This window comes from Paenibacillus aurantiacus (assembly GCF_042431225.1).
Taxonomy (GTDB): domain Bacteria; phylum Bacillota; class Bacilli; order Paenibacillales; family Paenibacillaceae; genus Paenibacillus_Z; species Paenibacillus_Z aurantiacus.
The window spans coordinates 194,944-207,520 of sequence record NZ_JBHMDO010000054.1 but is presented as its reverse complement, the minus strand read 5'-3'; the positions used below and the strand labels follow the sequence as shown (position 1 = coordinate 207,520).

The following is a 12,577-nucleotide window of genomic DNA, read 5'->3' as shown; positions in this document are numbered from 1 at the left end:
CGCAAATAGGTACTCCTCCATCAAACGGCGCAGCCTGTAAAGCTTAACCTAACAGCATTGAGCGGAGGGGAAGGGGGAGGGAGCGTGCCTCACTCGAAAGCACCCGCCAACCACCAACCCAATGTGCCATCACGAAAAGGGTGTCCAAAGGGCGGATCTTGAGCGATTTCCAACGGAAAGCGCGCTTCGGAAGCATATGCTTGGGGCCTCCTCGGCGGAGGAGGCGGGAGGAGATGCCGCACAATTAGCTTTGCCCGTCAGGGCAAAAGCGTGCCTCGCTCGAAAGCACCCGCCAACCACCAACCCAGTGTGCCAGCACGAAAAGGGAGTCCAGAGGGCAGCGCCCTTTGGGGCCTCCTCGGCGGAGGAGGTGGGAGGAGGGAGAATTTCGGAGGAGGGACAATCTCGGAGGAGGGGGCATCTAGGGGGTTTGGGGGAGGCACCCCAAGGAGATACTGGGGAGCAAAAGGTTAGCTTCCGGAGGGAATCGCATGAAAGGCAATGGGCTTCGCGGACAACGAAATGGACGCATCTTTCGCATGCTGATTGGAATTAGCGGCTTGCTCGTACTTCTGCTCGTCCGGCTCGCTTGGCTGCAAATCGCGCCTTCGCGCCAGGCCGCGGGGCTGCGGGAGGATTGGCGCAGCGAGGCGGTCATGCAGCGGGAGCGTTCACTCATGCTCGACTCGGGCAGAGGGGACTTCTACGACCGGAACGGGTTGGCGCTGACCGGAGAGTCATATCAAGCGCTGGCGGTGTTCCCAATGCGGGCAGAGGCGCGCCAGAAGGATGCCGCCGCCCGGTACAACGCGCTGATTCGGCTGGCGGCGGCGCTCGGCGTATCCGAGTCCGAGCTGTCCCGCTGGATGAACGGGCTGCGTGAACCGGCCTTCTGGATCTCGCCAGGCGGACGCGCGCCTGCGCGGCTGACCCAAGCGCAAGCAGCCGTACTCGCTAGCTTAAGGCTGAACGGCGTCCGGGTGCTGCCCTATCGCAATCGTTACCCGGATCATTATATGGCCGCCCAAGCACTAGGCTATGTTAGCCAACATCCAGAATATATCCGTTCGAATTATGGTGAAGCGCTGGAAGATGGGAGCATGCGCGAGACGACGCTGCTCGGCGGAGCGGGGCTCGAACGGGCGCTCGATCCGCTTCTGCGCGGAGCGGGACCGACCGGCGTCTCGTTCTATACGGACGCGAAGTCGGAGCCGCTGCCGGGTCTGGATATGCGTCTTAGAGGGTCGCATAATCCGTATTATCCCCTTCGCGTCGTCACGACCCTGGATCGGGGCATCGAACGGCGAATCGAAGACTATCTCGACCGAAGCGGACTGAAGGAGGGGGCGGTCGTCGTACTCGACGCGGAGAATGGGGATATCCTGGCGATGGCCTCCCGTCCGAAGCTCGACCCATCCCGTCTCGGACAAGCTGGCACTGACCAAGCCAATCATGCGATTCGCGCGGCGGTGCCGGGTTCAGTGTTCAAGGTCGTCACCGAGGCGGCTGCGCTCGAGTCGCGCGCCGTACACGCGGGCGAGACGTTCGCCTGCGGCGGTTCTTATGGCAAATACGGCCTGCATTGCTGGAAGAAGAACGGCCATGGGACGCTCGATCTGAAGGGGGCCTTCGCGAATTCATGCAATATCGCATTCGCGTCCATTGCCGAGCGGTTAACGCCGGGACAGCTTGCGCAGACGGCGGACAAGCTGGGGATCGGCCGACGGATCGGTTGGGTGAGCGAGGAGAATCTGCTGCCGCTCGGCCGGGCAGTCCGTCTGCTGCCGGAGGAAGAGGGCGGGACCGTGTTTGCGAAAGGGATGGCGGTGGATGGCGGCGTCCTAGCGCAAACGGGCATCGGCCAGCGAGACGCGAGGTTGTCGCCGCTGCAAGCGGCGAACATGATCGTCACGCTGCTCAATCATGGACGTGTGCTCCAGCCGAGAATCGTGCGCGAGATCCGATATGCGAATGGCCAGCTCGTTACGGAGCTTCCGGTGCAGGCCACGCCGTCCGTATACGGCCAGGTGTCACCGAGTACGGCGCGTCAGCTGTTGGAAGGCATGCGGGCGGTGGTTGATTTCGGTACGGGCAGATCGATCAAGGCCGGCGTATGGCAGGTTGCGGGCAAATCGGGTACGGCGGAGACGGTCAGAGCGGGGAATCCGCGCAATAACCAATGGTTCGCCGGCTATGGACCGGTGGACTCGCCGCGCTACGCCGTCGCCGTGCTGGTCGAGAATCGGCTGCCGAACACGGCTAATCAGGCAACGGCGTTGTTCCGCGGGGTGATGAATATGTTGGCCGCGGAAACGGCGAAAGGCGCGAAGTAAGGGAGGAGCCGAAGGCGGAAGAAGCGCGCGGTGTTTGACGACCCGCGTTCGTCCATGCCGGGGGAATGCAATCCAGGCGCGGGGCTAAGGGATCGTGCGGGATCTGGTCCGGATCTCGGCGGTTTGGTCCAAGCGCTTCAACAGGAGGAGAATGGCGCTCGTTTACTGGAGGGGCGCCACGGCATGTTGAAGTCGTCTTACGGGCGCTGGGGCGAGCGGCGAAAGTCGGCGGATTGGCCGAATAATAAAAGGCTGGATCGGGATACGTCCCGGCTCCAGCCTTTTCAATACTACGATAGATCCTCTTCTCGGGGGCTTGCTTCCGCGACGGCAGGGCCGTATTCCCCCTTGGGCGCTCGGATCCAGCGGTGAAAATAACGCTGATCGTACAACGCTTTGATGAGAATCATCAGAATCGGAGAGAGGATCGCCCCCGCGATGCCGAACAGCGACAACGAGATGATCATGAACGCCAGCATCGTGAACGCCGAGACGCCGAGCGTATCGCCTGTAATCTTCGGCTCGAGAATTTGCCTAGTTAGCACGACGAACAGGAATAGCACGGTGAGCCAAATGGCCAGCGTCGTGTTGCCGACAATGAACAGGTAGATGATCCAAGGCACGAACACGGTGCCGACGCCAAGCAACGGCAGTACGTCGAACACGGCGGCCAGCGTGGAGATCGCCAGCGCGTTGTTCACGCCAAGCGCCAGCAGGGCGGCGAAGATGACGATGAACGTGATGGCGATCAACTTCATCTGAGCCTTCAAATAAATCGCGATGCCGCGGAATACGTTATCCTTCAGGAAGAAGAAGGCATTCTTGAACGTGCGCGGCGTCTTCTCGCTCGCGGTGCGCTTCCAGTCTTTAATCTCCACGCTCAGGAAATACGCCAGTATAATCCCGATCGCGAAATTAAAAATAAAGGTGGAGAAGGAGGTCAAATACCCCCCCAGGGAAAACAGGAAGCTCTTCGCGACGTTCGTGCCCCATTGGGTCACCGAATCCAGCGCTTCGGTAATGCCATTGATGACGTTATCGGGTAAATTAAGGCCTTCGTACTTCTGCTTCAGATACGAGGTGTTGCTCGTAAACTCAGTGGTTAACAGATCCTGGTAGGCGCCGAGGTTGTCGCCCAAATTGTCCACCTGTTTCGCGATGATGACTGAAACGCCGAGGAAGGCGCCGACGATGACGATCGTGAACAGCAAGATGGAGATGCCCGCGGCGATCGACTTCTTGAGTCCGAGCCGTGTCAGCCACCTGGCTGGAGGTTCAATAATCATGAAAATAATGAACGAGAGGAAAATCGGCGTGGCGATCCGGTACAGATAGCTGAAGGTGAACAAAATCAGCCAGACGGTAAGCACGATGAGCGCGATATCGAACGCGGTCCGCCAATATTTTCGGTAGAAGGAAAGCATGATCTGACTCCTTTTCTCGTATGCTCTAAGTAATATCAAGATTGTACTATAGTTTTACAGGATTTCCTAATGGATTTCGGCCTGTGAAAATCGGGAAACACACGCTTTGCAAGGGATTCGCAACCATAGCCGTTTTCGCCGCGTGTATGTTACAATAGTGAAGGACTACCAGGAGCACCGCCTTCCATACGGACGGGGATCGAGACTAGGATGGTGGGGAACGGACATGGAGAATATATTGTTGTGGGTCTTTTATTTTTTGACTTTTTACGCTTTTTTGCCAGGGCTTGTCAGCCGAACGTTCGGTTTTCGCGTATTTAAGAAAGGGCGTGCAGAGAAAGAGATTGCGCTTACGTTCGATGACGGTCCGGATCCGGTGTATACGCCGCAGCTGCTGGATTTGCTGAAGAAATACAACGCCAAGGCGACATTCTTCGTTGTCGGCGTCCATGCGCAGCAGCATCCGGAGCTGCTGAAGCGGATGCATGAGGAAGGACATGTCATCGGCATTCATAACTACGTTCACAAGAGCAACTGGCTCATGCGTCCGGCGACGGTGAAGAAACAAATTCAGAAAACGTACGACATCATTAAGGGCGCTACGGGCGAGCGGGTACATTATTATCGGCCGCCTTGGGGCATCGTCAACTTATTCGATTTCTCCAATCTCGGCTATCTGCAAATTATCCTCTGGACGTCGCTGTTCGGCGATTGGCGCAAGCGGGTAGGCGCGGAGCGGCTGACAGAGCGGATGATGAAGAAGTTGAAGCCTGGGCAGGTCCTGCTGCTGCACGACTGCGGCGATACGTTCGGCGCGGATCACGACGCGCCCGCGAATATGCTGAAGGCGCTGGAGCATTACATGGAGGAAGGGACCAAACGCGGTTTACGCTTCGTTCACATCACGGAGATGATCGCGATCACGGATAAGCATAAGGAAGCCGCCAAGAGCACGCCGAGCCTATTGAAGCGGGGTGTTGTAGCGGCTTGGCTGGCGTGGGAGAAGTTGTTCCATAAAGTGTTCCGGCTGGAATCGATCGGCAGCGACAGCATCTTCCATATCCGGGTGACCCAATATCACGGGAAGACGATGAAGCTGGGCGATGGCCGTAATTTGCATGACAAGGATAAAGTAATTGAGCTGCACCTGGATAATGGGAAGCTGCACCGTTTCATGATGGAGTCCAGATCGCTGATGCATTTGGCTATTCGCATGATCCGGGAAGTCGAGAGCACGCTGCCTCGAATCGCCGCTCAGATCGCCGGGCGCAAGGAGTACCAGGATGTGCAGGCCATCTATGGAATCAGCATGATTAACCGAGGCGTGGAGAAGTTCGGCTTTACGGTCAGCGACCTGCCGAAAGGCTTGTTCGATACCATGACGAGAATGTATCTGAGGCTTATGCTGCGGGTACTCAATCCGGCAGGCAAATCCAGACTGAAGGATCACAAGGAGAAGCTGAATCCGCGGGCCATGGCGATGTCCATGGAATATTTCTGGCACCGCTACGGCGGTGATCCATCGGACCAAGCTTGGCGCAGCTCCGCGGCCGGGCTTGAGGACAAGGATGGCAAACATGCATCTGCAGGTACAACGCCATTATCCCATAACGATTTCGAAGGACATAATGCTGCCGGGGGCGTCACGCCCTAGGCGGCATTTTTTTATGCGCTTCGGATGGTCCGGGAGGTGTGAGGCCAAATGAGATGGGGAGCATAAGGTCGAATACGGGTCGGCGATATCGGCTGGCGCGTAAGCGTCAATACCAATAGACAAGGACCTCAGGCCGCCACGATGTCGTGGCAGCTGAGGTCCTTGTTGTCGTTAGACGCGCGAGCGCGATTAGATTTTCATGACGCCGCCCATGCTGGCGTTCGTGACGAGGTGGGAGTAGCGGGCCAGGTAGCCTTTGCGGATCTTCGGCTCGAAGCCGGTCCATGCCGCGCGGCGGACTGCCATCTCTTCGTCGCTGATGAGCACGTTCATCGTGCGGTTGTTCATGTCGAGCTCGACGATGTCGCCGTCGTTCACGAACGCGAGCGGTCCGCCCTCGGCCGCTTCAGGCGAGACGTGGCCGATGCTGATGCCGCGGGATGCGCCCGAGAACCGGCCATCGGTGATCAGGCCGACCTTCGCGCCGAGACCCATGCCGACGATCTGGGACGTCGGAGCGAGCATTTCCGGCATGCCCGGTCCGCCTTTCGGACCTTCGTAACGGATAATGACGACATGGCCTTCTTTGATCTGTCCGTTCGCGATGCCGGCAAGCGCCGCGTCTTGGGAATCGAAGCAGATGGCCGGACCTTTGTGGTAGCCGCCGACGGACTTGTCCACCGCGCCGACCTTGATGATCGCGCCTTCGGGAGCCATGTTACCGAACAATACGGCCAGACCGCCCTGCTCGGAGTGCGGGTTATCGATCGGACGGATGACTTCATGGTTCAGAATCTCGCAGCCAGCCACGTTCTCGCGCAGCGTTTTGCCTGTTACGGTGATGACGTCGCCGTTCAGCGCGCCTTCCTTCTTGAACAGCTCGTTGATGACGGCGCTAACGCCGCCGGCATCGTGCACGTCCTCGATGTGCCAGTCGGACGCCGGAGCGATCTTCGCCAAATGCGGCACGCGGCTGGCGATCTCGTTGATGCGCGAGATCGGGTATTCGATCTCCGCTTCGTGCGCCAGGGCGAGCGTATGGAGAACGGTGTTCGTGGAACCGCCGAGCGCCATGTCGAGGGCGAACGCGTTGTCGATCGCTTCTTTCGTGACGATGTCGCGCGGTTTGATGCCAAGCTTGATCAGTTCCATCAGCTGGCGTGCCGAGCGTTTGACGAATTCCTTGCGATCTTCGGAGACGGCGAGGATCGTGCCGTTGCCCGGAAGCGCGAGACCGAGGCCTTCCGCCAGACAGTTCATCGAGTTGGCCGTGAACATGCCGGAGCAGGAGCCGCAGGTCGGACAGCCGAACTGTTCGAGCTCTTGCAGGCCTTTGTCGTCGAGCTTGCCCGCTTGGTAGGCGCCTACGCCTTCGAATACGCTGGAGAGCGAGATCGAACGGCCGTCGGACGTTTTGCCGGCTTTCATCGGGCCGCCGGATACCATGATCGTCGGGATGTTGACGCGCAGCGCGCCCATCATCATGCCCGGCGTGATTTTGTCGCAGTTCGGGATGCAGACCATGCCGTCGAACCAGTGTGCGTTGACGACCGTCTCGACCGAGTCGGCGATGATCTCGCGGCTTGCCAGCGAGTAGCGCATGCCGATGTGGCCCATTGCGATGCCGTCGTCGACGCCGATTGTGTTGAATTCGAACGGAACGCCGCCAGCTTCGCGAATCGCTTCCTTAACAAGCTTGCCGAATTCCTGCAGATGCACGTGACCTGGGATGATGTCGATGTACGAGTTGCAGACCGCGATGAACGGTTTGTCGAAATCTTCTTCCTTGACGCCTGCCGCGCGCAGCAAGCTGCGGTGAGGAGCGCGGTCAAAGCCCTTCTTGATCATGTCGGAGCGCATTCTTTTTGCCGCCATATGTGTTCCTCCTGTTCGTTGTCTGACAACTGTGTTTTTTCTAATTATTGCGGGCGCAAACCCGCCTAAATAGCGGTCCTGCAAGAAAGTTTAATATTTGATAGTCTATCACAACGCTTGGCAAATGGCTACATCGTCCCCTCTTGGAGGAACGCTGGCGCAAGGGGCAAGGGTGCCGAAAACAACCGCTTCCAGTTGTGCTTATGTCACAAAAACTAACATAAACATATTTACTTGGAATGCGGCGGTCGTTATAATGGGTCTAAAGCGGAAAAAAGTAGCGTTTTTACTTGAGGGCCTCCGTGAAAAGTCCATCCCCTTTGTAATTGAGTGATGTTTATGTGAGGTAATTTGTCGTAATTTAGCGGACCACCGCGATAAATTTTTTTTGTGGAGTCCAACCAAAACGGAGCTGAAGTCGAATGCAACTGACCGAACGGGAGAAAGAAAAACTGCTGATTACTGTGGCGGCCGATTTGGCCCGCCGGCGACTGGCGCGCGGGGTGAAGCTGAACTACCCGGAGAGCGTGGCGCTGATCACCTCCGAAATCATGGAAGGGGCGCGCGACGGGATGACGGTGGCTCAGCTGATGGAATTCGGCACGACGATTCTGCGGCGCGATCAGGTGATGAGCGGCATTGCCGAGATGATCCACGAGGTGCAGGTCGAAGCCACGTTCCCGGACGGGACCAAGCTGGTGACGATTCACCACCCGATCTCGCATTAGCAGAAGCGATTCATTTTCAGGCTAGGAAGGATGGGGACATAGATGATACCAGGAGAATACCGTACCCAGCCCGGGGAGATCGAGCTGAATGCGGGCCGGGCGACGATCCCGCTCATCGTCGTGAATACAGGCGACCGTCCCGTGCAGGTCGGCTCGCATTTTCATTTCTTCGAGGTGAACCGGGGGCTGGCGTTCGACCGCGAAGCGGCGTTCGGCATGCGCCTCGATATTCCGGCCGGGACGGCCGTCCGCTTCGAGCCCGGGGAAGAGAAGCCGGTGCAGCTGGTGGAGCTTGGCGGCGCGAAGCGCTCCTATGGCTTGAATGGACTAAGCGGTGGCGAAGCGGTGCACGGACGGATGTCGGATGAGGTTCGTGCGCGACTTGCGGCATGGAGAGGGGGGCAGCCATGAGCCGGATGAGCCGCGAAAGCTACGCGAATATGTTCGGGCCGACGACCGGCGACGCGGTGCGGCTGGCCGACACCGAGCTGTGGGCGCGTATCGAGCGCGATTATACCGTCTACGGCGACGAGTGCAAGTTCGGCGGGGGTAAGGTTATCCGCGACGGCATGGGCCAATCGAGCGGCGCGCTGCGGGATGAGGGCGTGCTGGATACGCTCATCACGAACGCCGTCATCATCGACCATTGGGGCATCGTAAAGGCCGATATCGGAATCAAGGACGGGGTCATCGTCGGCATCGGCAAAGCCGGCAACCCGGACATCATGGATGGTGTATCGCCGAACATGATCGCAGGCGCGAGCACCGAGGTCATCGCCGGCGAAGGCAAAATCGTCACCGCCGGCGGCGTCGACGCGCATATCCATTTCATCTGTCCGCAGCAGATCGAGACGGCGCTCTCCTCGGGCGTCACGACGATGATCGGCGGCGGTACGGGGCCGGCAACGGGGACGAATGCAACGACCGTTACGCCGGGCGCGTGGCATATGGCGCGCATGCTGGAAGCGGCCGAAGCGTTCCCGATGAACATCGGCTTCACCGGCAAAGGCAACGCGTCGTTCGAAGGACCGCTGATCGAGCAGGTCGAGGCCGGCGCGATCGGGCTGAAGCTGCACGAGGATTGGGGGACGACCCCGGCGGCGATCGACGCGTGCCTGAGCGTGGCCGACAAGTACGACGTGCAGGTCGCCATCCATACCGACACGCTGAACGAAGCGGGTTTCCTCGAAGACACGCTTGCGTCGTTCAAAGGCCGTACCATCCATACGTACCATACGGAAGGCGCGGGCGGCGGCCATGCGCCGGACATTATCCGCGCCGCGGGCGAGCTGAACGTGCTGCCGTCGTCGACGAATCCGACCCGTCCGTTCACGATTAACACGATCGAGGAGCATCTCGATATGCTCATGGTGTGCCACCATCTGGACAGCAGCATCCCGGAGGACGTGGCATTCGCGGATTCGCGGATACGTCCGGAGACGATCGCGGCCGAGGATATTTTGCACGACATGGGCGTCTTCAGCATGCTGAGCTCGGATTCCCAGGCGATGGGTCGTGTAGGTGAGGTCATCATCCGGACATGGCAGACCGCGGACAAAATGAAGCGGCAGCGCGGACCGCTCGAGACGGACGATGTAGAGGGGGACAATTTCCGCATCAAGCGCTATGTGGCGAAATATACGATCAATCCGGCGATTACGCACGGCATCTCGCATCTGGTTGGATCGATCGAACCGGGCAAGTTCGCCGATCTGGCGATATGGAGTCCGGCCTTCTTCGGCGTCAAGCCGGAGCTCGTGCTCAAGGGCGGCATGATCGCCTTCGCGCAGATGGGCGACCCGAACGCCTCGATCCCGACGCCGCAGCCGGTGTTCGGCCGTCCGATGTTCGGCGCCTTCGGCAAAGCGATTGGCGCAAGCTCGATCACCTTCGTCTCGCAGGCGGCCTATGATCTTGGCGTGAAGGAGAAGCTGGGCCTCTTCAAGCGGGTGGAGCCGATCCGCGGCTGCCGGACGATTACGAAGAAAGATATGATTCATAACGACGCCACGCCGAAGATCGAAGTGGATCCGGAGACGTACGAGGTGAAGGCGGACGGTGTACCCGCCGTCTGCGAGCCGGCAGACGTACTGCCGATGGCCCAGCGATATTTTCTGTTCTAGAGACGAAGGGCGGTGGCGGCAGGGTGAAGGGACAGGAAGGGCAAACGGCGGCTGCCGCTCAGCGGGACGTCGTGCCTTGGCTGGCGCTGCAGCAGCTGCTCGACTCGGCCTTGCCGATCGGCGGCTTCTCGCATTCGTTCGGCCTGGAGACGCTTGTACAAGAGGGGCGCGTCGCGTCGAGCGCTCAACTCGAAGCCTATACGCTGGCGATGCTTCGGCAAGCCTGGGCGACGTCGGATGCGATGGTCATCAAGGCCGTCTACCGCGATGTGCCGGGGGAGGATTGGGACCGGTTATTCGCGCTCGAACGGCTCGTGCACGTGCAGCGGGCGGCGGCCGAGACGCGGTCAGGCATCGAGAAGATGGGACGGCGGCTGCTGCAGCTGCTCGGCAATATTTATCCGCAGTTGAATTTGCGTCCGCTCGCGGAGGCGGCGCGCGAAGGACGCGCGCTAGCGACGCATCCGCTCGTGTTCGGCCTCGCGTGCCGGGAGCTCGGCATTCCCGAGCGCCAGGCGGCGGAAGGTTACTTATATATGTGCGTCGTCACGTGCGTCAACAGCGCGCTGCGGCTCATGTCGATCGGCCAGACGGAGGGTCAGGCGCTCATCGCCCGGCTGATGCCGGCGGCGGCCGAAGCGTGGGACGCCGTGCGGGAGATGGAGCCGGAAGACGCGTACGCGAACATGCCGCTCGCGGATATCGCGATGATCCGGCATGAGACGCTGTATTCGCGGTTGTTTATGTCATAGGTTCGCATAGGTTCGACTAAGGTTCGCATCATCAATCGGGAGGGATCGTTATGTGCCAAGGACAAGGACATACGCATGTGGAGTGGGAGAAACCGATCGTCGCGGAGAAGCGCCCGATTCGGATCGGCATCGGCGGGCCGGTCGGCTCCGGCAAGACCGCGCTCGTCGAGAAGCTGGCGGCGGCGCTGAAGGATCAATATAATCTGGCTGTCATCACGAACGATATCTATACGAAGGAAGACGCGCGTATTCTAGCGGCGACCGGCGTGCTGCCGGAGGAGCGCATCATCGGCGTCGAGACGGGCGGTTGCCCGCATACGGCGATTCGCGAGGATGCGTCGATGAACTTCGAGGCGGTGGATGAACTGACGAGCCGGTTCGAGGGACTGGACATGATTTTCATCGAGAGCGGCGGGGACAATCTGGCGGCGGCGTTCAGCCCGGAGCTGGTCGACCGCTTCATCTATATTATCGACGTGGCGCAAGGCGAGAAAATTCCGCGCAAGGGCGGCCCGGGCATCATGCGCTCCGACCTGCTCATCGTCAACAAAATCGACCTCGCCCCGCATGTCGGCGCAAGCCTGGAAGTGATGGAGGCGGATACGAAGCGGATGCGCGGCGATCGTCCGTACGTCTTCTCCAATTTGCACGGGGGAATCGGTACCGATCGGATCGTCGCCTGGCTGACGCACGAGCTGGCCCACGCGCAAGGCGCCGCGCATTCCCACGACCATGACCACGGCCATTCGCACAGCCATGCGCATACTCACAACCACGCCTAATTCGGAAGGCGCGGCACATCGCGTGTCGCGCCTTCGCGCATCGTTCGGCAGCCATGGCGGCCATACCAGGGTGGACGCGAAGTACCATGACGCGCCGATCAAGATCGCCAAGTCGTTCCCGCTCGGAGGGCCGCTAGCGGTCATCATGATGGACGTATCGCCGGGATTGCTCGAGGGCGACCGGTATGAGATGGATTGGACGATCGGCGAGGATGCGCACGTGTATATCACGAATCAGTCGTACACGAAGGTGCATCCGAGCGACGGCTTGGGCAGCGAGCTGCTGCAGCGGTTCGCGCTCGCGCCGGGCGCGGTCGCGGAGTCGATGCCGGAGCCGGTCATGCTCTATAAGGATGCTTCGCTGCTCATGGAGACGGAGGTGGACCTGGCACCAGGAGCGCTGTGGATGGGCGCTGAAGTGTTGTGTCCGGGACGAACGCTTCGCGGGGAGCTGTTCCACTACCGGCTGTACCGGAACCGGATGCGGGTGAGGCTGGGCGGAGAGCTCATCTTCGCGCAGAACCAACGCATCGACCCTGCGAGCCAGCTGCTGGACGCGCCGGGCTGCTTCGGCGATCTGACGCATACAGGAACGTTCTATGCGTTCTCGGATGCGATCGGCGCGCGGCAGATGGAGGCTGTGCGCGAGGCGCTAGCGGTATGGCCGGAGCGGGAAGGACAGCGATGGGCGGCGGGCGTATCGCTGACGCACAAGCACGGAATGGCCGTACTGGCTGCGGGGACGTCGGCCTGGGTGCTGGAGGAGTTGCTCCATGAAGCGCGACGGGCGCTGCGGGCATCGGTGCCGGGTGTGGCGCCCTTGGCATTCCGGAAGTAGAGGATCCAACGCGGGAGCCTCGCCGAGAAAGCTCTGCGACCGAGGTGAACGGTGGTTATCGCGGATAG

At 60.1% G+C, this 12,577-nt stretch carries 10 protein-coding genes; 8 read left to right on the top strand and 2 right to left on the bottom strand.

The window, feature by feature from the left end:
• Window positions 1–491: 491 nt before the first annotated feature.
• Entirely contained in the window at window positions 492–2,333 is a 1,842-nt protein-coding gene (locus tag ACFFSY_RS33860) for a peptidoglycan D,D-transpeptidase FtsI family protein (protein WP_377502820.1), read from the top strand.
• Between the two features lie 290 nt (window positions 2,334–2,623).
• Here the strand turns inward: ACFFSY_RS33860 and ACFFSY_RS33855 are convergent, their stop codons facing one another.
• Window positions 2,624–3,757 (bottom strand): AI-2E family transporter, encoded by a 1,134-nt coding sequence (locus tag ACFFSY_RS33855; protein WP_377502818.1) that lies wholly within the window; start codon window positions 3,755–3,757, stop codon window positions 2,624–2,626.
• Between the two features lie 226 nt (window positions 3,758–3,983).
• On the opposite strand from ACFFSY_RS33855, the gene ACFFSY_RS33850 reads away from it, so the two are divergent.
• Complete coding sequence (locus ACFFSY_RS33850) at window positions 3,984–5,411, top strand: polysaccharide deacetylase family protein (protein ID WP_377502817.1); 1,428 nt, start codon at window positions 3,984–3,986, stop codon at window positions 5,409–5,411.
• 189 nt (window positions 5,412–5,600) lie between these two features.
• Here the strand turns inward: ACFFSY_RS33850 and ilvD are convergent, their stop codons facing one another.
• A complete protein-coding gene (gene ilvD, locus ACFFSY_RS33845; RefSeq protein WP_377502815.1) occupies window positions 5,601–7,286 on the bottom strand; it encodes a dihydroxy-acid dehydratase in 1,686 nt (561 codons plus the stop codon).
• Between the two features lie 422 nt (window positions 7,287–7,708).
• On the opposite strand from ilvD, the gene ACFFSY_RS33840 reads away from it, so the two are divergent.
• From ACFFSY_RS33840 to ACFFSY_RS33815, 6 genes are read left to right on the top strand one after another with little or no spacing between them, the layout of a single operon-like run.
• Window positions 7,709–8,014, top strand: coding sequence for an urease subunit gamma (locus tag ACFFSY_RS33840; protein ID WP_377502813.1), 306 nt, complete (start codon window positions 7,709–7,711; stop codon window positions 8,012–8,014).
• Window positions 8,015–8,056: 42 nt separating this feature from the next.
• Complete coding sequence (locus tag ACFFSY_RS33835) at window positions 8,057–8,425, top strand: urease subunit beta (protein ID WP_377502811.1); 369 nt, start codon at window positions 8,057–8,059, stop codon at window positions 8,423–8,425.
• The gene (gene ureC, locus ACFFSY_RS33830) at window positions 8,422–10,137 is read left to right on the top strand and encodes an urease subunit alpha (RefSeq protein WP_377502809.1); all 1,716 of its coding nucleotides are present in this window, start codon (window positions 8,422–8,424) and stop codon (window positions 10,135–10,137) included. Before ACFFSY_RS33835 ends, ureC begins: the two co-directional genes overlap by 4 nt.
• A 23-nt stretch (window positions 10,138–10,160) precedes the next feature.
• Window positions 10,161–10,889: an urease accessory protein UreF gene (locus ACFFSY_RS33825; protein WP_377502808.1), complete on the top strand. Its 729-nt coding sequence runs from the start codon at window positions 10,161–10,163 to the stop codon at window positions 10,887–10,889.
• 50 nt (window positions 10,890–10,939) lie between these two features.
• On the top strand, window positions 10,940–11,671 hold the full coding sequence (gene ureG, locus ACFFSY_RS33820) for an urease accessory protein UreG (protein ID WP_377502806.1): 732 nt from the start codon (window positions 10,940–10,942) through the stop codon (window positions 11,669–11,671).
• Window positions 11,672–11,693: 22 nt separating this feature from the next.
• Window positions 11,694–12,509, top strand: a complete 816-nt coding sequence (locus tag ACFFSY_RS33815; protein ID WP_377502804.1) for an urease accessory protein UreD — start codon at window positions 11,694–11,696, stop codon at window positions 12,507–12,509.
• Window positions 12,510–12,577 lie beyond the last annotated feature (68 nt).